The 18,943-nt window shown below is 62.6% G+C and carries 18 protein-coding genes; 15 read left to right on the top strand and 3 right to left on the bottom strand.

Annotated features, from left to right (window positions below; genetic code table 11):
• Positions 1–125 precede the first annotated feature (125 nt).
• The 15 genes from QMK47_RS06290 (at position 126) to QMK47_RS06360 (ending at position 16,698) form a co-directional block, all read left to right on the top strand.
• A complete protein-coding gene (locus tag QMK47_RS06290) occupies positions 126–836 on the top strand; it encodes a tellurite resistance TerB family protein (protein ID WP_003198134.1) in 711 nt (236 codons plus the stop codon).
• 197 nt (positions 837–1,033) lie between these two features.
• Complete coding sequence (locus tag QMK47_RS06295; protein WP_253471815.1) at positions 1,034–2,656, top strand: methyl-accepting chemotaxis protein; 1,623 nt, start codon at positions 1,034–1,036, stop codon at positions 2,654–2,656.
• On the top strand, positions 2,656–3,192 hold the full coding sequence (locus QMK47_RS06300) for a chemotaxis protein CheW (protein ID WP_253471817.1): 537 nt from the start codon (positions 2,656–2,658) through the stop codon (positions 3,190–3,192). The genes QMK47_RS06295 and QMK47_RS06300 overlap by 1 nt, the downstream gene beginning before the upstream one ends.
• Positions 3,189–4,454, top strand: coding sequence for a protein-glutamate O-methyltransferase CheR (locus tag QMK47_RS06305; RefSeq protein ID WP_320389964.1), 1,266 nt, complete (start codon positions 3,189–3,191; stop codon positions 4,452–4,454). The genes QMK47_RS06300 and QMK47_RS06305 overlap by 4 nt, the downstream gene beginning before the upstream one ends.
• A complete protein-coding gene (locus QMK47_RS06310) occupies positions 4,451–5,122 on the top strand; it encodes a chemotaxis protein CheW (protein WP_214511354.1) in 672 nt (223 codons plus the stop codon). The genes QMK47_RS06305 and QMK47_RS06310 overlap by 4 nt, the downstream gene beginning before the upstream one ends.
• Positions 5,119–7,395: a hybrid sensor histidine kinase/response regulator gene (locus QMK47_RS06315; protein WP_253471823.1), complete on the top strand. Its 2,277-nt coding sequence runs from the start codon at positions 5,119–5,121 to the stop codon at positions 7,393–7,395. Before QMK47_RS06310 ends, QMK47_RS06315 begins: the two co-directional genes overlap by 4 nt.
• Positions 7,392–8,402 (top strand): chemotaxis response regulator protein-glutamate methylesterase, encoded by a 1,011-nt coding sequence (locus QMK47_RS06320; protein WP_214511356.1) that lies wholly within the window; start codon positions 7,392–7,394, stop codon positions 8,400–8,402. The genes QMK47_RS06315 and QMK47_RS06320 overlap by 4 nt, the downstream gene beginning before the upstream one ends.
• 45 nt (positions 8,403–8,447) lie before the next feature.
• Positions 8,448–9,449 carry a diguanylate cyclase gene (locus tag QMK47_RS06325; RefSeq protein WP_253471824.1) on the top strand — a complete coding sequence of 334 codons (1,002 nt, stop codon included), beginning with the start codon at positions 8,448–8,450 and terminating at the stop codon, positions 9,447–9,449.
• A 317-nt stretch (positions 9,450–9,766) separates the two neighbouring features.
• Positions 9,767–10,862, top strand: a protein-coding gene (prfB, locus tag QMK47_RS06330) for a peptide chain release factor 2 (protein WP_095963568.1) whose coding sequence is annotated in 2 segments (ribosomal slippage) — positions 9,767–9,838 and positions 9,840–10,862 — 1,095 coding nt in all. Because the reading frame shifts where the segments join, the coding sequence is not laid out codon by codon here.
• A gap of 109 nt (positions 10,863–10,971) precedes the next feature.
• The gene (lysS, locus tag QMK47_RS06335) at positions 10,972–12,474 is read left to right on the top strand and encodes a lysine--tRNA ligase (protein ID WP_003198151.1); all 1,503 of its coding nucleotides are present in this window, start codon (positions 10,972–10,974) and stop codon (positions 12,472–12,474) included.
• A 101-nt stretch (positions 12,475–12,575) separates the two neighbouring features.
• Complete coding sequence (locus QMK47_RS06340) at positions 12,576–13,292, top strand: TetR/AcrR family transcriptional regulator (protein WP_003198153.1); 717 nt, start codon at positions 12,576–12,578, stop codon at positions 13,290–13,292.
• 160 nt (positions 13,293–13,452) lie between these two features.
• Positions 13,453–14,007, top strand: a complete 555-nt coding sequence (locus QMK47_RS06345) for a hypothetical protein (RefSeq protein WP_253471826.1) — start codon at positions 13,453–13,455, stop codon at positions 14,005–14,007.
• A gap of 36 nt (positions 14,008–14,043) precedes the next feature.
• Complete coding sequence (locus QMK47_RS06350) at positions 14,044–15,321, top strand: flavohemoglobin expression-modulating QEGLA motif protein (RefSeq protein ID WP_003185001.1); 1,278 nt, start codon at positions 14,044–14,046, stop codon at positions 15,319–15,321.
• Between the two features lie 145 nt (positions 15,322–15,466).
• Entirely contained in the window at positions 15,467–16,372 is a 906-nt protein-coding gene (locus QMK47_RS06355; RefSeq protein WP_003198158.1) for an alpha/beta hydrolase, read from the top strand.
• Positions 16,369–16,698: a hypothetical protein gene (locus tag QMK47_RS06360; RefSeq protein ID WP_003198160.1), complete on the top strand. Its 330-nt coding sequence runs from the start codon at positions 16,369–16,371 to the stop codon at positions 16,696–16,698. The genes QMK47_RS06355 and QMK47_RS06360 overlap by 4 nt, the downstream gene beginning before the upstream one ends.
• A gap of 174 nt (positions 16,699–16,872) precedes the next feature.
• Here QMK47_RS06360 and QMK47_RS06365 read toward each other — a convergent pair whose 3' ends face one another.
• From QMK47_RS06365 to QMK47_RS06375, 3 genes are all read right to left on the bottom strand, one after another.
• Positions 16,873–17,661, bottom strand: coding sequence for an OmpA family protein (locus QMK47_RS06365; RefSeq protein ID WP_027913149.1), 789 nt, complete (start codon positions 17,659–17,661; stop codon positions 16,873–16,875).
• A gap of 51 nt (positions 17,662–17,712) precedes the next feature.
• Positions 17,713–18,126, bottom strand: a complete 414-nt coding sequence (locus QMK47_RS06370) for a DUF4398 domain-containing protein (protein WP_003198164.1) — start codon at positions 18,124–18,126, stop codon at positions 17,713–17,715.
• 382 nt (positions 18,127–18,508) lie between these two features.
• Entirely contained in the window at positions 18,509–18,853 is a 345-nt protein-coding gene (locus QMK47_RS06375; RefSeq protein WP_025212083.1) for a hypothetical protein, read from the bottom strand.
• Positions 18,854–18,943: the final 90 nt, after the last annotated feature.

Consider the following 18,943-nt stretch of genomic DNA (forward strand, 5'->3'; position numbering starts at 1 on the left):
GAAGGATAGGTGAGTGCGTCTTTGAATGAGCCAGGCAACATCTGGAAGCAATCTCGCCGCAGGCGCCGGGGCACTTTCGATCTAGGCTGGTGGCCTTACGTTGACCCGAAATGTGGAGACGACAAATGAACACCCGTGGATTGCTCGATCAGCTTCTCAAGTCCGGCCAGGAAATGTTGCAGAACAAGGCTGGCGGGTCCCAAGGCAAGTCGTCTGGCGGTCTGGGCGGATTGCTCGGCGGCTCCGGCAACCTGGGCGGGATGCTTTCCGGCGCGGGCGGCGGGGCACTGGCCGCCGGGGCCATGGGCCTGTTGCTGGGCAACAAGAAAGCCCGAAGTTTCGGCGGCAAGGCCCTGGCCTATGGTGGGCTCGCGGCCTTGGGCGTGATCGCCTACAAGGCCTATGGCAACTGGCAGGCCCAGCAAGGCACTGCGCCGAAAACCGAACCGCAGACCCTCGACCGTGTACCCCCGGCGCAGGTCGAGCAGCACAGCCAGGCGATCCTCAAGGCGCTGGTGGCGGCGGCCAAGGCCGACGGCCATGTGGACGAGCGCGAGCGGCAGTTGATCGAAGGCGAGTTCACCAAGCTCGACAACGACCAGGAACTGCAACACTGGCTGCACGCCGAACTGAACAAGCCCCTGGACCCCACCGACGTCGCCCGCGCCGCCAGCACCCCGGAAATGGCGGCAGAAATGTACATCGCCAGCGTGATGCTGGTGGACGAGGAAAACTTCATGGAGAAATCCTACCTCGATGAACTGGCGCGCCAACTCAAGCTGGAGCCGGGGCTGAAGGTGGAGTTGGAGAAACAGGTACGTCAGGCGACTGTATAGAACAGTCCCAACCACAGTCCCCTGTGGGAGCGAGCTTGCTCGCGATGGGGCCCGGTCGGTCACAGTGTTTTTGACTGATGCACCGCTATCGCGAGCAAGCTCGCTCCCACAGCTCAAAAATCCCCTCACACCGCCATACAGGCCCGACACCGCCCTCGGCTATACTCCCCAGCATTTCAAGTACCCGAGGTTTTACTGTGAAGAATTGGACATTGCGCCAACGCATCCTGGCGAGTTTTGCAGTGATCATCGCCATCATGCTGTTGATGGTGGTTGTCTCGTATTCGCGGTTGTTGAAGATCGAGGACAGTGAAGAAAACGTCCGGGTCGATGCGGTGCCAGGGGTGTATTACAGCTCCATGATTCGCGGTGGCTGGGTGGACAGCTACGTCTTGACCCAGCAAATCGTCGGCCTTTCGGGCAACCGGGAAATCACCGCCGAGGACAAGGCCCGCTACCAGGGCTTCGAGCAGCACCTGCGCGAAGAGATGCAGAACTACCAAAAACTGATCCAGAACCCGGCCGACCAAGCCTCTTTCGACGAGTTCGAGGTCAATCACCAGGCGTTCAACCAAGCCATGGCAAAGGTCCTGGACTTGTACCAGCGTAAGGACTACGAAGGGGCGCGGCAGGCCTTGGACAAAGAGCTGACGCCAGAATGGATCGGCGGCCGCGGGCATTTGAACCACATCATCGAGCGCAATCGTGAGCTGGCGGAAAACGCCACCCAGACCATCGGCGATGCGGTAACGGCGGCCAAGGTCGCCATGGGCCTGTCGTTTCTGGTCGCGCTGGTCGTCGCCGTACTCTGTGGCCTGTTGCTGATGCGGGCGATCATGGGGCCGATGAACCGCATCGTCGAGATCCTCGAGATCATGCGCAGCGGCGACCTGAGCGGGCGCCTGAACCTGGCGCGCAAAGACGAATTCGGCGCCGTGGAAACCGGCTTCAACGACATGATGGCCGAGCTGACCTCACTGGTGTCCCAGGCCCAACGCTCCTCTGTGCAGGTCACCACTTCGGTGACCGAGATCGCCGCCACCTCGCGCCAGCAACAGGCCACGGCCACCGAAACCGCCGCCACCACCACCGAGATCGGCGCGACGTCCCGGGAAATCGCCGCCACCTCACGAGACCTGGTGCGCACCATGACAGAGGTGTCCACCGCCGCCGACCAGGCCTCGGTGGCCGCCGGCTCCGGCCAGCAAGGCCTGGCGCGCATGGAGGAAACCATGCATTCGGTGATGGGCGCCGCCGACCTGGTGAACGCCAAGCTGGCGATCCTCAACGAGAAGGCTGGCAACATCAACCAGGTGGTGGTGACCATCGTCAAGGTGGCCGACCAGACCAACCTGTTGTCCCTCAACGCGGCCATCGAGGCCGAAAAGGCCGGCGAGTACGGTCGTGGTTTCGCCGTGGTCGCCACTGAAGTACGACGCCTGGCCGACCAGACCGCCGTGGCGACCTATGACATCGAGCAGATGGTGCGCGAGATCCAGTCCGCGGTATCGGCCGGGGTGATGGGCATGGACAAGTTCTCCGAAGAAGTGCGCCGGGGCATGGCTGAAGTGCAGCAGGTGGGTGAGCAACTGTCGCAGATCATCCATCAGGTCCAGGCCCTGGCACCGCGGGTGTTGATGGTCAACGAAGGCATGCAGGCCCAGGCCACCGGTGCCGAGCAGATCAACCACGCCTTGGTGCAGTTGGGCGATGCCAGCAGCCAGACCGTGGAGTCCCTGCGCCAGGCCAGTTCCGCCATCGACGAGCTGAGCCAGGTAGCCGTAGGGCTGCGCAGCGGCGTCTCGCGTTTCAAAGTCTGATGGGCGAACTCGAGACCCGGCGTGGCGCCGCACCGACGGCCCGCCAGTCGTTGTTCCTGGTGTTCTGCATCGGCAACGAACGTTACGCCCTGCAGGCCATCGATGTGGTGGAAGTGCTGCCGCGCCTGCCTCTCAAGCCGATTGCCCGGGCGCCGTCCTGGGTGGCGGGGGTGTTTGCCTGGCGTGGCACGGTGGTGCCGGTGATCGACCTGTGCGCCCTGACCTTTGGCCAGAGCGCACAGGCCCGGACCAGTACGCGACTGGTGCTGGTGCGCTATCAGGGCGACGCGCAACAAACGGGACAGGTGCTGGGCCTGATCCTGGAACAGGCGACCGACACCGTGCGCTGTGACCCGGCCGATTTCAAACCCTATGGCCTGGACAACCGGCAGGCGCCGTACCTCGGCCCGGTGCGCGAAGATGCCCAGGGATTGCTGCAATGGGTGCGGGTTAATGACCTGCTCGATGAATCCGTTCGGGCGCTGCTGTTTCCTGCGCCGCCGCTGAACCTCGACGACCTCGAGGCAACGCCATGAACAACGACCAGCGCTTTTTCGATTTTCTCAAGGAGCGCATCGGCCTGGATGTGACCTCCGTCGGCACCGCGATCATTGAGCGGGCCGTGCGTCAGCGCATCGGAGCCGTGCCTGGGCGAACCGCCGATGAATATTGGCAGGGCCTGCAGTATTCGGCCCAGGAGCAGCAGGCGCTGATCGAAGCGGTAATCGTCCCGGAGACCTGGTTTTTCCGCTACCCCGAATCCTTCGCCACCCTCGCCAAGCTGGCAGTCAAGCGCCTGGCCGAGATCAAGCACCTGCGCGCGCTGCGCATCCTCAGCTTGCCGTGTTCCACCGGCGAAGAACCTTATTCGATTGCCATGGCCTTGCTCGATGCAGGCCTGGGACCGCATCAGTTCAAGGTGGACGGCCTGGACGTCAGCCCGCTGTCGGTGGCGCGGGCCAAGGAAGCGCGTTACGGCAGGAATTCCTTCCGTGGCGCGGAGCTGGGTTTTCGCGAGCGGTACTTCGACGCCGAAGACGAGGGCTACCGCCTCAGCGAGCGGGTGCGCGAACAGGTGCGTTTGCAAGTGGGCAACCTGCTGGATCCGGCCTTGTTGGTGAACGAGGCACCGTACGACTTTGTGTTCTGTCGCAACCTGCTGATCTATTTCGACCAGCCGACCCAACAGCAGGTGTTCGAGGTGCTCAAGCGCCTGACCCATCAGGACGGTGTGCTGTTTATCGGCCCCGCCGAGGGCAGCTTGCTGGGCCGACTGGGTATGCGCTCGATCGGGATCGCCCAATCGTTCGCCTTCAGCCGCCAGGGGGCTCCCGAGCCGCAACCGTTGCCGGCCTTGATGCCGACCCCGCTGCCGGTTCGTCAGCCACCGCCCCGCGTTGTCCCTCCGGTGATTCGACCGCGGCCGTTTGCGACGAGCGTGACGCCGATTGCCGAGCCCAAAAGCAGCGATGCCGCGACCTTGCTGGCCAATATTGCCGCCCTGGCCAACGCTGGCAAAAGCGCCGAGGCCCGCGTGGCTTGCGAGGCCTACTTGCGCAGCCACGCGCCAAACGCCCAGGTGTTCTATTGGTTGGGCCTGCTCAGCGACATGGCTGGCAGCGCCCTTGAAGCCCAGGGTTTTTATCGCAAGGCGCTTTATCTTGAACCGCAACACGCCGAGGCCCTGGTGCATCTGGCGGCGCTGCTGGCTTCCCAGGGAGACGCGGCCGGAGCCCGTCGATTGCAGGAACGCGCCGCCCGTAGCGGGCGCGCGGCAGACAGTGAGCACAAACGATGAGCGGTTCGGCTTCTTACACCGTCACCCATGACGATGCCCAGGCAATCGACGACTGCTGGAATCGCATCGGCGTGCATGGCGACAAATCCTGTCCGTTGTTGGTCGAGCATATTCACTGCCGCAATTGCTCGGTGTATTCGGCGGCCGCCACCCGGCTGCTCGACCGTTATGCCTTGCCACAGGATCAGCGGGATCTGTCCCTTGCCCCCGCGGACACCGATGTGGTCACGCGCTCGCTGCTGATGTTCCGCCTCGGTGAGGAATGGCTGGGCCTGACGACGCGCAGCCTGGTGGAAGTGGCGCCGTTGCAGCCGATCCATTCCTTGCCCCACCAGCGCTCGCGGGCCTTGTTGGGGGTGGCGAATGTACGCGGGGCGCTGGTGGCCTGCTTGTCTCTGGTGGAGCTGTTGGACCTGGAGCCCGGCGCGGCGGTGGTTGCCGGCGCACGGGTGATGCCGCGCATGTTGATTGTCGCGGCCAAGGGCGGGCCGGTGGTGGTGCCGGTGGATGAGGTGGACGGCATCCATGCCATCGATGAGCGCATCCTGGCGAGCGCTTCGCAATCGACGGGCAAGTACACCCGTGGCGTGCTGCCCTTCAAGGGTCGCAGCCTGCGCTGGCTGGATGAAGAACAACTGCTGTCCGCCGTGGCTCGGAGCCTGTCATGACCCCTGATCAGATGCGCGACGCCTCGTTGCTGGAACTGTTCAGCCTGGAAGCCGAAGCCCAGACCCAGGTGCTGAGCACCGGCCTGCTGGCCCTGGAGCGCGACCCGACCCAGGCCGAATACCTCGAGTCGTGCATGCGCGCGGCGCACTCTCTCAAGGGCGCGGCGCGCATTGTCGGGGTGGACGCCGGGGTCAGCGTGGCCCATGTGATGGAAGATTGCCTGGTCAGCGCCCAGGAGCGGCGCCTGGTGCTGGGCGCCGAGCACATCGACGCCTTGCTGCAAGGCACCGACCTGCTGACGCGCATCGCCACCCCGGGCAACAGCGTCGGCGCCCCGGACATTGACGCCTATGTGGGGTTGATGGGGCGGCTGCTTGATCCCAACGCGCCACAGGCCTCGGCGATGGTCTTGCCAAGCGTCGAGATTCCGGTCGAGACATCGGTCGAGCCGCTACGCGTCGAGCTGCCGGAAGTGGAACTGCCCCCGACAACTGAGCCGGCCCCCAAGCGCAAACGGGTCACCGAAGGCGGCGAGCGGGTCTTGCGGGTCACGGCCGAACGCCTCAACAGCTTGCTCGACCTGTCGAGCAAGTCCCTGGTGGAGACCCAGCGCCTCAAGCCCTGGCTGGCGGCGATGCAGCGGCTCAAGCGCCAGCAAAGCAGCGGCTTGCGCGCCCTTGAAGAGCTGAACGTGCACCTCAAGGACCATGCCCTGAGCCTGCAAGCCCAGGAAGCCCTTGGCGATGCCCGCCGTTTGCTCGCCGAAACCCAGCAATTGCTGGCGCAGAAAACCGCCGAGCTGGATGAGTTCGCCTGGCAGGCCAGTCAGCGGGCGCAGGTGCTGTACGACACCGCGCTGGCCTGTCGCATGCGGCCGTTCGCCGATGTGCTTTCGGGTCAGGTACGCATGGTCCGTGACCTGGGCCGCAGCTTGGGTAAACAGGTGCGCCTGGAGATTGAGGGCGAGAAAACCCAGGTCGACCGCGATGTGCTGGAACAGCTCGAAGCGCCGCTGACCCATTTGCTGCGCAACGCCGTGGACCATGGCATCGAACCCCCGGAGCAACGAATACTGGCCGGCAAACCCGCCGAAGGCCTGATCCGCCTGCGGGCTTCCCATCAGGCTGGCCTGTTGGTGTTGGAGTTGGCGGACGATGGCGCCGGGGTGGACCTGGAACGGGTGCGCCGCAGCATCGTCGAGCGCGGCCTTTCCCCTGAGCAAACCGCCGCCAGCCTGAGCGAAGAGGAGCTGCTGACTTTCCTGTTCCTGCCCGGTTTCAGCCTGCGTGACAAAGTCACCGAAGTGTCCGGGCGCGGCGTCGGCCTGGACGCCGTCCAGCACATGGTCCGGCAGTTGCGCGGTGCGGTGGTGCTGGAGCAGACGGCGGGCGAGGGCAGTCGTTTCCATCTCGAGGTGCCGCTGACGCTGTCGGTGGTGCGCAGCCTGGTAGTGGAGGTCGGCGATGAAGCGTACGCCTTTCCCCTGGCCCACATCGAACGCATGTGCGACCTGGCGCCGGAAGACATCGTCCAGCTCGAAGGTCGCCAGCATTTTTGGCACGAAGGCCGGCATATCGGGCTGGTGGCCGCCAGCCAATTACTCAATCGCCCGGCGACGCAAGGCAGTAGCCAGACCCTCAAGGTCGTGGTGATCCGCGAGCGCGAGACGATCTACGGCGTGGCGGTGGAGCGCTTCATCGGCGAGCGGACCCTGGTGGTCCTGCCCCTGGACGAACGCTTGGGCAAGGTCCAGGACATTTCCGCCGGGGCCTTGCTCGACGACGGTTCAGTGGTGTTGATTGTCGATGTCGAAGACCTGCTGCGTTCGGTGGACAAGTTGCTCGATACCGGGCGCCTGGAGCGTATCGCCCGGCAGAACCAGGCCCAGGCCCCGCGCAAGCGGATCCTGGTGGTGGACGACTCCCTGACCGTGCGCGAGCTGCAACGCAAGTTGTTGCTCAATCGCGGCTACGACGTGGCGGTGGCGGTGGATGGCATGGATGGCTGGAATGCATTGCGCTCGGAGGATTTCGACTTGCTGATCACCGACATCGACATGCCACGCATGGACGGCATCGAGCTGGTGTCGCTGTTGCGGCGCGACAACCGCTTGCAGTCGCTGCCGGTGATGGTGGTGTCCTACAAGGACCGCGAAGAAGACCGCCGTCGTGGTCTCGACGCCGGGGCCGACTATTATTTGGCCAAGGCGAGTTTCCACGACGACGCCTTGCTCGATGCCGTGGTCGAATTGATCGGAGGGGCGCGCGCTTGAAGATCGCCATCGTCAATGACATGCCCCTGGCGGTCGAAGCCCTGCGCCGCGCCCTGGCGTTCGAGCCGGCGCATCAACTGGTCTGGGTGGCCGCCAACGGCGCCGAGGCGGTGCAGCGTTGCGCCGAATACACCCCGGACCTGATCCTCATGGACTTGTTCATGCCGATCATGGATGGCGTGGAAGCCACCCGGCGGATCATGGCCGACAGCCCGTGCGCTATCGTGATTGTCACCGGTGACAGCCAGCAGAATGTCCACCGGGTGTTCGAGGCCATGGGCCATGGCGCGTTGGATGTGGTCGACACCCCGGCCCTGGGCGTCGGTAACCCGGCAGATGCGGCGGCGCCGCTGCTGCGCAAGATTACCAACATCGGCTGGCTGATCGGTGAGCGCAACAAGCGTGAACGACCTGCGCCAGCGGCGCAGCGTGCGGCAGTGTCGCGCAAGAGCCTGGTGGCCATCGGGTCGTCGGCGGGCGGGCCGGCGGCGCTGGAGGTGCTGCTCAAGGCGCTGCCGCGTGACTTTGCCCCGGCCATCGTGCTGGTCCAGCATGTGGACGAGGTGTTCGCTGCAGGCATGGCCGAGTGGCTGGGCAGTGTCTCGGGCCACACGGTGCGCCTGGCCCTGCACGGCGAGACGCCGCAGAGCGGCACGGTGTTGCTGGCCGGGACCAATCATCATCTGCGTTTGTTGAAGGACGGCACCCTGGCCTACACCGCCGAGCCGGTGAACGAGATCTACCGGCCCTCCATCGACGTGTTTTTCGACAGTGTCGCCCAGTACTGGAGCGGTGATGCGGTGGGTGTATTGCTCACTGGCATGGGCCGCGACGGTGCACAAGGGCTTAAGCTCATGCGAGAGCAGGGCTATGTGACCATCGCCCAGGATCAGCGCAGCAGCGCGGTGTACGGGATGCCCAAAGCGGCGGCCGCCATCGACGCCGCCGCCCATATTCTCGCCCTGGACGCTATCGCGCCACGGTTGTTGGAGATTTTTACCCCATGATGAACCCCGCCAGCCTTGCGCCAGGGCGTACTCAGGTAAGCCACCATGAATGATCTGCAGCTCGACGAATTCAAGCGCGATGAAAACGCCGCCATGGTCTTGCTCGTCGACGACCAGGCGATGATCGGCGAGGCCGTGCGGCGTGGCTTATCGAACGAAGAAAACATCGACTTCCACTTCTGCTCCGACCCTCACCAGGCCATCGCCCAGGCCGTTCGCATCAAGCCGACGGTGATTCTCCAGGACTTGGTGATGCCCGGCCTGGATGGCTTGAGCCTGGTGCGCGAGTACCGTAACCATCCCGCCACCCGTGATATCCCGATCATTGTCCTGTCCACCAAGGAGGACCCGCTGGTCAAGAGCGCGGCGTTCGCCGCCGGAGCCAACGACTACCTGGTCAAGTTGCCGGACAACATCGAACTGGTGGCGCGTATCCGCTATCACTCGCGTTCCTACATGATGCTGTTGCAACGCGATGCGGCCTTTCGCGCGCTGCGGATCAGCCAGCAGCAACTGCTCGACACCAACCTGGTGCTGCAACGGTTGATGAACTCCGACGGCCTGACCGGCCTGTCCAATCGCCGGCACTTCGACGAATACCTGGAGCTGGAATGGCGCCGGGCGATGCGCGACCAGAGCCAACTGTCGCTGCTGATGATCGATGTGGATTATTTCAAGTCCTTCAACGACAACTTCGGCCACCTGGAGGGCGACGAAGCCCTGCGCCAGGTCGCCACGGCGATCCGCGAGGCGTGCAGCCGTTCGTCCGACTTGCCGGCCCGCTACGGCGGCGAGGAGTTCGCCCTGGTCCTGCCGGGCACCTCGCCGGGCGGCGCCCGGCTGATGGCCGAGAAACTGCGCCAGAGCGTCGTCGCCCTGAAGATCCCACACACCACGCCCAACGCCGGCGCGAACCTGACCATCAGCATCGGCGTCTCGACCTTTACCCCCCAGCAGGGTAGCGATTGCCGGCAACTGATCCTGGCGGCGGACAAGGGGCTGTACATGGCCAAGCACAATGGGCGTAATCGGGTGGGGGTTGAATAAACCCTTTGCCTGGCGAGATTGCTTTTGTGGCGAGGGAGCTTGCTCCCGCTGGGCTTGTAGGCGCTGTGTAGGAGCTGTCGAGTGCAACGAGGCTGCGATCTTTCCCCAGCCAATTGAGTCCCAAGCGAAAGCTCAAGATCAAAAGATCGCAGGCTTCGCCAGCTCCTACAGGACCCAGCGCGAGCTTGCTCCCTCGCCACAGGACCTGTGGCGTACAAGGAATTGGTGTTCCTAAAGCCGCCAGGCGGGCTGCCGCTGGCGCTTGATTACGTTATACTCGCCGGCTTTCAAAAGTTCGCCAACGAGTGCTGCCCGCCATGGAAATCAACCCGATCCTGAACACCATCAAGGACCTGTCCGAGCGCTCCGAAACTATTCGGGGGTATCTTTGACTACGATCAAAAGCATGAGCGTCTGACAGAAGTCAATCGCGAGCTTGAAGATCCGAATGTCTGGAACAACCCTTCGTACGCCCAGGAACTGGGCCGCGAGCGTTCTGCGCTGGCGCAGATCGTCGAGACCCTGGACGAGTTGTCCAGCGGCCTGGCCGATTGCCGCGACCTGCTGGACATGGCTGTCGAAGAGAACGATGAAGGCGCGGTCGGCGATGTGGTCGCCGAGCTGACACGCCTCGACGAGAACCTCGCCAAGCTGGAATTCCGTCGCATGTTCAGCGGCGAGATGGACATGAACAACGCCTACCTGGACATCCAGGCCGGTTCCGGCGGCACCGAAGCCCAGGACTGGGCCAACATCCTGCTGCGCATGTACCTGCGCTGGGCTGACAAACGCGGTTTCGACGCCACCATCATGGAACTGTCGGCCGGTGAAGTCGCCGGGATCAAGGGCGCCACCGTGCACATCAAGGGCGAATACGCCTTTGGCTGGCTGCGGACCGAGATCGGCGTGCACCGCCTGGTGCGCAAGAGCCCGTTCGACTCCGGTAACCGCCGCCATACCTCGTTCTCGGCCGTATTCGTTTCGCCGGAAATCGATGACAACATCGAGATCGAGATCAACCCGGCGGACTTGCGCATCGACACCTACCGTTCCTCCGGGGCCGGTGGCCAGCACGTTAACACCACCGACTCGGCCGTACGGATTACCCACGTACCGACCAACACCGTGGTCAGCTGCCAGAACGAGCGTTCCCAGCACGCCAACAAAGACACCGCGATGAAGATGCTCCGGGCTCGCCTTTACGAGCAGGAAGTGCAGAAGCGCAACGCGGCGTCCCAGGCGCTGGAAGACACCAAGTCGGACATCGGCTGGGGTCACCAGATCCGTTCGTACGTGCTCGATGCCTCGCGGATCAAGGATCTGCGGACCAGCATCGAACGCAGCGATTGCGACAAGGTGCTCGATGGCGATATCGATGAATACCTGATCGCCAGCCTCAAACAAGGGCTGTAACGCGACACCCATGCGGCGGGCAGGCACGCTTCCATCAAGGAGCATGACTCGCCCGCAAACTCCGGCCCGGGGCCGGGGGCAACGAACCTGTGATGGAATCCTTAAAGACATGAGCGACCTAGAACTCGACCCGCAAGCCCTGCAACAGGAAGAAAACTCCCTGATCGCCCTGCGCAAGGAAAAGCTTGCTGCCGAGCGCGCCAAGGGCCAGGCCTTCCCCAACGACTTCCGCCGCGACGCCTACTGCGACGTCTTGCAGAAGCAGTATGCGGACAAGACCAAGGAAGAGCTGGCCGAGGCGGCGATTCCAGTCAAGGTGGCCGGTCGTATCGTGCTCGATCGTGGTTCGTTCATGGTGATCCAGGACATGACCGGGCGCCTCCAGGTCTACGTCAACCGCAAGACCCTGCCGGAAGAAACCCTGGCCGCCGTCAAGACCTGGGACCTGGGCGACATCATTGCCGCCGAAGGCACCCTGGCCCGCTCCGGCAAGGGCGACCTGTACGTCGAGATGACCAGCGTGCGCCTGCTGACCAAGTCCCTGCGCCCGCTGCCGGACAAGCACCACGGCCTGACCGACACCGAGCAGCGTTATCGCCAGCGCTACGTCGACCTGATCGTCAACGAAGACGTGCGCCAGACGTTCCGCGTGCGCTCGCAAGTCATCGCCCACATCCGCAGCTTCCTGATGAAGCGTGACTTCCTGGAAGTCGAGACGCCGATGCTGCAGACCATCCCCGGCGGTGCGGCGGCCAAGCCGTTCGAAACCCACCACAACGCCCTGGACATGGAAATGTTCCTGCGTATCGCGCCGGAGCTGTACCTCAAGCGTCTGGTTGTGGGTGGCTTCGAAAAAGTCTTCGAGATCAACCGCAACTTCCGTAACGAAGGCGTTTCGACCCGGCACAACCCCGAGTTCACCATGCTCGAGTTCTACCAGGCCTACGCCGACTACGAAGACAACATGGACCTGACCGAGGAACTGTTCCGCGAACTGGCGCAGCTGGTTCTCGGGACTACCGACGTGCCGTACGGCGACAAGGTGTTCCACTTCGGCGAGCCGTTCGTGCGCCTGTCGGTGTTCGACTCGATCCTCAAGTACAACCCTGAACTGACTGCCGATGACCTGAACGACATCGAAAAGGCTCGCGCCATCGCCAAGAAGGCCGGTGCCAAGGTGCTCGGCTTCGAAGGCCTGGGCAAGCTGCAAGTGATGATTTTCGAAGAGCTGGTCGAGCACAAGCTGGAGCAGCCGCACTTCATCACCCAGTACCCGTTCGAAGTGTCGCCGCTGGCCCGTCGTAACGACGAGAACCCAAGCGTGACCGACCGTTTCGAGCTGTTCATCGGTGGCCGTGAAATCGCCAACGCCTATTCCGAGCTCAACGATGCAGAGGACCAGGCCGAGCGTTTCATGGCCCAGGTGGCTGACAAGGACGCCGGCGACGACGAAGCCATGCACTACGATGCCGACTTCGTGCGTGCCCTGGAGTACGGCATGCCGCCGACCGCTGGAGAAGGCATCGGCATCGATCGCCTGGTGATGTTGTTGACCAACTCGCCGTCGATCCGGGACGTGATTCTCTTCCCGCACATGCGGCCTCAAGCGTAAGTGCTTCAACTAAAAAGCCGCCTGGAAGGGCGGCTTTTTATTGCCTGTCTGGTACAAACGTATCAATTGGTTACTTTTTCAAAGAGCGAGGAAGACCTGTCGTGAATCGTGCAATGGCTTCAGAAGGTGCAGCGGGCGTCGCCACGGCTGTCGCTGAAAGTGTTCAGTACCAAGGCCGCAAGGCCAGCCGACAGGGCAGTGAGCAGCGTCGCCAGGAGATTCTCGACGCGGCCATGCGCATTGTGGTGCGCGATGGCGTGCGAGCCGTGCGCCACCGCGCAGTGGCCGCCGAAGCCGGCGTGCCGCTGTCGGCCACCACGTATTATTTCAAGGACATCGATGACTTGCTCACCGATACCTTCGCCCAGTATGTGGAACGCAGCGCGGCGTTCATGGCCAAGCTGTGGACCAACAACGAAGGCCTGCTGCGGGAAATGGTCGCTTACGGTGACGGCAGCGCCCAATCGCGTTCGCAGCTGGCGGACGACATTGCCCGGATGACCGCCGACTACGTGCAACACCAATTGGACAGTCGCCGTGAGTACCTGATGGCCGAACAGGCCTTTCGCCAGGAAGCGCTGCTCAACCCGCGCCTGGCGGTGTTGGTGCGTTCCCACCAGCAGATTTTGCTGCACGGCACCTGTCAGTTTTTCCAGGTATTGGGCTCCCGTGAGCCGCAACAGGATGCCAAAGTGTTGACGGCGATTATCGGACGGATGGAATATCAGGGCTTGCTCAATGGCGCCGAGCCGGTAGCCGATGAAGATATGCTCGGCATCCTGACCCGCTACATGCACCTGGTACTGGCGTCGGTGTAACCCCTTGTGGGAGTAGGCTAGGTGGGAGCAAAGCTTGCTCGCGATGAACGATAACGCGGTCCCTCGATAGACCGAGGTGCCTTCATCGCGAGCAAGCTTTGCTCCCACACACACCTGCTCCCATATGTAAGGACGAGGCGCTGTGCCATAGGGAGTTCAAATGAAAGCCTGGCGTGCCGTTGTACTGGCCGTGTCGTTGCTGCTGCTCAGTGGTTGCCTGGTGTCGTTCAAGGCGCCGTTGCCTGACAGCGAAGCCGCGCCCGAGGGCCTGCTCGGTCACTGGACCAGCACCAATGCCTGGGGCGAACCGTTGAACCTGGAGCTGACGAAGGTCGGCAAGCACCGCTACCAGGCCATCAGCTACTTCAGGGCCAGGCCCCATGAGCGCGAAGCCATCCCGCTGACTGTTTCCCGTCATGGCAGCCGCTGGTATGTGTCGGCCAAGGTGCCGGCCCGGTTTGGCGGCCACTATTTGATCGCCGGTTTCGAGTTGACCGACAAGCAAGAGCTGGTGGTCTACAACCTGGACGTGGATCAGATCAACCAGGCCATCGTCCAGAAACGCCTCAGCGGCCAGCCGAACCAGAGCGAGGAAGGTGACGGGGTGCTGGTGGACAGCGACATGAACAAGGTTTTCAGTTACCTCGACGACCCGGCCAATTCCGATGTGTTCTCGGAGGCCGTGCGCTACCAGCGGCTGGTCAAATCCCAATAACAGCAACAAGCGGACGTTTTTTCACAGGAGTTCCGGGTGGACGATTACCAGCAGACGATACGCACCTTGTCCGATCGCATTGTGCTGGCGCAAACGCCGATTCGCATCCTCGACGCGGTGAAGTGGGACGAGAACATCCGCAAGGGCTTTCTCAAGGCCAAGGGCAAGGAAATGCCCGCGGTGGATCGCGACTATTACCTCAACCGGCCACTGTCCTTCGATTCGAGCAAGGTGAAGCTGGAGTTCCAGAACATCGAGCGTGACATCACCCGCCAGCTTGGGCAGTTCAACCCGGTTGGCCAGATCATGCGCCGCATGTGCAAGGAATACCGCATGGTGGTGCGCATGCTCGAGGCGCGTGGCACCGAGGATTTCGGGCTGATCTCCCAGGAACTCTATGGCGCCGCCTCCGATGCCTTCCACGCCGGCGACCCGACCTTGGCCGACCTGGGCCTGATGCTCTCCGATTACCTGAACAACATCGATGGCCGTGGCGACCTCAAGGACGAGCCCAAAGTCCTCAGCGCCAAGGAAGCCGTCAGCCTGCTGCAACACCGCCTCAACCGGGTGTTTGGCGAAGCCGAGGAAACCATCCGGGTGTTCGAGTCCGATGGCATCGTGGCCGATGCAGCGGCGGGTGCGGACTACATCAAGATCCGCACCGATGCGATGTTCAACGAGCGCGACGTGCGGGCGTTGGAAGTCCACGAAGGCCTGGTGCACGTCGGCACGACGCTCAACGGCCTCAACCAGCCGATCTGCACTTTCCTGTCCAAGGGCCCGCCCTCGTCCACGGTGACTCAGGAAGGCCTGGCGATCCTGATGGAAATCATCACCTTCGCCTCCTACCCGAGCCGCCTGCGCAAACTGACCAACCGCACCCGGGCCATTCACATGGTGGAGGAGGGCGCCGATTTCCTGCAGGTCTTCGAGTTCTTCCGCGAGCAGGGTTTTGAAATGGCCGAAAGCTACGGCAACGCCAGTCGGGTTTTCCGAGGGTCGGTGCCGACAGGGCTGCCATTTACCAAAGACTTGTCCTACCTCAAGGGCTTCATCATGGTTTACAACTACATTCAGTTGGCCGTGCGCAAGGGCAAGCTGGAACAGGTGCCGCTGCTGTTCTGCGGCAAGACCACCCTCGAGGACATGCGCACGTTGCGGCAACTGGTGGACGAAGGCCTGGTCGTCCCGCCCAAGTACCTGCCCGAGCAGTTCCGCGACATGAACGCCCTGTCGGCCTGGATGTGTTTCTCCAACTTCCTGAACCACCTGAGCCTGGACCGGATCGAAGCGGATTATTCCAATATCCTTTAATCGCACCACCAATCCCTGTGGGAGCGAGCTCGCTCGCGATAGCGTCAGTACAGGCAGTACGGCTGTGACTGACCCGCCGCTATCGCGAGCAAGCTCGCTCCCACAGGGGGACTGCGTTTACTTCTGACTTGCGAGGCTTCACCGGATGCGAACCCTCGGCATCATTTGCCTGTTGCTGGCCCTGAGCGGTTGCAGCTCCCTGCTGTTTTACCCCGAGCACGGCCTGCCGTTCACCCCGGAGCGGGCCAGGCTCGAGTACCGCGACGTCACCCTGACCACCGCCGACGGTCTCAAGCTCCACGGCTGGTGGCTGCCCGTCAAACCGGGTGTGGAGGTCAAGGGCACGGTCCTGCATTTGCACGGCAACGGCGGCAACCTGGCTTGGCACTTGGGCGGGAGCTGGTGGTTGCCGGAGCAGGGCTACCAGGTGTTGATGGTCGACTACCGGGGTTATGGCCTGTCCGAAGGCGAGCCGAGCCTGCCGGCGATTTACCAGGACATTGACGCCGCGTTCCAATGGCTCGACCAGGCGCCCGAGGTGCAGGGCAAGCCGCTGGTGCTGCTCGGCCAGAGCCTGGGCGGCGCGCTGGCGGTGCATTACCTGGTCGAGCATCCGCAGCGCCAACGGCAGCTCAAGGCCCTGGTGCTCGATGGCGTGCCCGCCAGTTATCGCGACGTCGGCCGGTTTGCCCTGAGTACCTCGTGGCTGACCTGGCCGTTCCAGGTGCCGTTGTCCTGGCTGGTGCCGGACGGTGACAGCGCGATCAGTTCCGTGGCGCAATTGAATGGCGTGCCGAAATTGATCTACCACAGCCTGGACGACCCCATCGTGCCCCTTTCCAATGGCATCCGCCTGTATCAAGCTGCGCCGCCGCCGCGGGTCCTGCAGTTGACACGCGGCGGCCATGTGCAGACATTCGCCGACCCGACCTGGCGCACCGTGATGCTGCGCTACCTCGACGACCCCCAGCACTTCGACGGCCTGCGCCGCCTGGGCGAGGTCCCGAATTACCCGAAATCACCCGTTGAATCACCTGAGAGCCCGCAATGAGCGAAGAACGTAACGCCATCCCCCTGATCATTACCGGTATCTGCAGCATCCTCGGCACCGTTGCGACGCTGTGGTACTACGGCTACCTGCACTTCGCCAAGCCCGAGGACGCGTTGCTGCTCAACCAGTTCACCATGCTCAAGACCGTACCGGGCGAGGACTACAAGGTTTCCCTGGAACCGGCCCCCCAGGTCGCCCAGTGCATTGATGGTGTGCTGGTATTGTTCGACACCGAGCAGAAAGGCCTGACCGGCGTGCTGATCAACGAGAAGAAACGCGCGGTGCGCTGCATGGGCCAGGAAACGCCGCAAAAATTGCAGCCATAAGCGAGCCCCCTGTGGGAGCGAGCTTGCTCGCGATAGCGGTGGTTCAGCAGCCTAAATAGTGCCTGACACTCCGCCATCGCGAGCAAGCTCGCTCCCACAGGGAATGGATATTTGGCCATGAAAAAGCCCCGCCTGATTAAAGTCAGGCGGGGCTTTTTTGTTGCACTCAGCCGATCAGTTGGCGCTCATGGTCGAACGCGGGGCGACGGGTTGGTTGTCGTTGGAGATGGTCACTTCCACGCGACGGTTCATGGCACGGCCCGAGACGCTGGTGTTGTCAGCCACCGGGAACTCCTTGCCGTAGCCCTGGGTCACGATGCGAGCCGGATCGACGCCCATCTTCACCAGCGCGAGTTGCACTGAGCTGGCGCGGCGCTCGGACAGGGACTGGTTGTAGGAGTCCGAACCGGTGCTGTCGGTGTAGCCTTCGATGATCACCTTGCGGTCCGGGTTTTCCTGGAGGAACTGCGCGAGTTTGCTCACATTCGTCATGCCGCTGGCGCGCAGGTCGGACTTGTTGGTGGCGAACAGCACGTCGCCGAAGGTCACCAGCGTACCGCGTTCGGTCTGCTTGGCGTTGAGGCTGTCCTGCAGTTGCTTGATCTGCGCGTTGCGCGCATCGAGCAAGGCACGCGCACGTTCGTCACCGGCGTTTTTCAGCTCGGCTTCGGCGTTGCGCAGGGCGATGGTCTGCTTGGCCACTTCGACGCGCTGGTTGGTCAGGTAGGCCAACTGGTCGACCTTGGCTTCGTCTTCCTTGTCCATATAGGCCTTGTCAGCCTTGGCCAGGAAGTCGGCGGCGTCCTTGGTTTCCAATGCAGCCACTTTGGTCGCCGCTGGATCAGCCTGCAGGCCGTTGTAGTTGGTCCGTGCCTGTTCCAGGTTCGCGTTCGGGTCGTGGGAGCAAGCGGCCAGGGCTACGCAGGCAGCGAGCAGGGCGGGCATCATCAAGTGTTTGTGCATCATAGTCTGTCGTCCTTTTATCAATGAGAAGTACGTCGTGGCGTGAACGGCTTACTGAACCTTGTTCATGCCTTCCTGACGCAGTTCCTGAACCCCTTTCTGAGAATCCTTGAGTGCTTGTTCGGCCTTGGCGGCCTGAGCCTTGCGCTCGGCGACGCGGGCGTCCCACTCGGCTTGTTCGGCCAGACGCTTGGCTTCGTCGTATTTCTTGTCATGCATGGCGATTTCCGCCTGCTTGAGTTTGTCCTGGGCCGATTTCATTTCCACAGCAGCGAATTCGGTACCGCCGGCGCTGACGGCGCTGTTGACCGCCGATTGGGTCACCGCGTACTGCTCCGAAGGTGGATTACCGGCGCAACCGGCGAGAATGAAGCTGCTACCGATCGCCAGGGCAGCCAACTTCAAGCCGCGCAGGCCAGTGGATGAGGGTTTGGCAGTGCAGGTATTCATAGGCTTCAACTCCATTGGAAAACTCCTGAAAAAACGACAAATCCATGCTGGGACCGAAGCCGTGACGTCTGGTTTGGCGCTGGCGCCAAGGCGCGTTTATTTAAACAACCGTTCCAGTATGGTTACTCGGTGTGACCCGAGGCGTTTTTCAAAAGTTCAGCGAAGATGGCCATTCGCCAAAAGAATTACTGACTGATCGGTCAGCGGCAGAAAAGCTGAACTTTCAAGGCGCGCAGCGGTATTCCCGGTGTAGGGAGCGTGTATTTTTTGTGACGGGCGCGTGTGTAGGAGCTGCCGAAGGCTGCGATCTTTTGATCTTTCGCTTGGGACTCAAGCGTCAGGGGAAAGATCGCAGCCTCGCTTCGCTCGTCAGCTCCTACAGGAGTCAATGCAGGAATCAGTGTTTGGATTTGTCGTTCTGCGAGGAAAGTTCGTGCAGATGCCGGCGGGACAACGCGAGGAATCGCGGGGTCGGGCCCACGTCCTCGTACAGCGGGTCGCCTTCTTCATCGGTGGCGACGACTTGCGAACCCTTGATGTAGGGGAAGCTTGCTTCCAGCTCCTCCAGCGCCGCCCCGATCAGCTCGCCGAGCAGTTCCTCGGGATGGCGCTTGGGGTACATGTCGCAGATTGCTGCCAGCCGGGCGGCGGCTTCCACGTCCAGATGAATCGTGTAGCCAGTCTGGGTCAGACGGCCCTTGGCGTTTTCTTCCCAATGCTGGGCAAGCTCACGAATTTTCATGATGACCTCAATAAGCCTGCTCGTGGCAGGCGCGGTGAGTGACAAGCCGTTGTGTGGCTTAATCATGAGACTAGCTTTGTCCTGCAAGGT

It is taken from the genome of Pseudomonas sp. P9_35 (assembly GCF_034008205.1).
In the GTDB taxonomy this organism is placed as follows: domain Bacteria; phylum Pseudomonadota; class Gammaproteobacteria; order Pseudomonadales; family Pseudomonadaceae; genus Aquipseudomonas; species Aquipseudomonas kilonensis.

Excerpts from the sequence above, each read along its gene's own strand:
- QMK47_RS06345 (WP_253471826.1), top strand. The coding sequence starts at position 13,453 with ATGAAAGCCTGGCGTGCCGTTGTACTGGCCGTGTCGTTGCTGCTGCTC.
- QMK47_RS06315 (WP_253471823.1), top strand. The coding sequence starts at position 5,119 with ATGACCCCTGATCAGATGCGCGACGCCTCGTTGCTGGAACTGTTCAGC.
- QMK47_RS06325 (WP_253471824.1), top strand. The coding sequence starts at position 8,448 with ATGAATGATCTGCAGCTCGACGAATTCAAGCGCGATGAAAACGCCGCC.
- QMK47_RS06305 (WP_320389964.1), top strand. The coding sequence starts at position 3,189 with ATGAACAACGACCAGCGCTTTTTCGATTTTCTCAAGGAGCGCATCGGC.
- lysS (WP_003198151.1), top strand. The coding sequence starts at position 10,972 with ATGAGCGACCTAGAACTCGACCCGCAAGCCCTGCAACAGGAAGAAAAC.
- QMK47_RS06290 (WP_003198134.1), top strand. The coding sequence starts at position 126 with ATGAACACCCGTGGATTGCTCGATCAGCTTCTCAAGTCCGGCCAGGAA.
- QMK47_RS06370 (WP_003198164.1), bottom strand. The coding sequence starts at position 18,126 with ATGGAGTTGAAGCCTATGAATACCTGCACTGCCAAACCCTCATCCACT.
- QMK47_RS06300 (WP_253471817.1), top strand. The coding sequence starts at position 2,656 with ATGGGCGAACTCGAGACCCGGCGTGGCGCCGCACCGACGGCCCGCCAG.
- QMK47_RS06365 (WP_027913149.1), bottom strand. The coding sequence starts at position 17,661 with ATGCACAAACACTTGATGATGCCCGCCCTGCTCGCTGCCTGCGTAGCC.
- QMK47_RS06360 (WP_003198160.1), top strand. The coding sequence starts at position 16,369 with ATGAGCGAAGAACGTAACGCCATCCCCCTGATCATTACCGGTATCTGC.
- QMK47_RS06310 (WP_214511354.1), top strand. The coding sequence starts at position 4,451 with ATGAGCGGTTCGGCTTCTTACACCGTCACCCATGACGATGCCCAGGCA.
- QMK47_RS06375 (WP_025212083.1), bottom strand. The coding sequence starts at position 18,853 with ATGAAAATTCGTGAGCTTGCCCAGCATTGGGAAGAAAACGCCAAGGGC.
- QMK47_RS06355 (WP_003198158.1), top strand. The coding sequence starts at position 15,467 with ATGCGAACCCTCGGCATCATTTGCCTGTTGCTGGCCCTGAGCGGTTGC.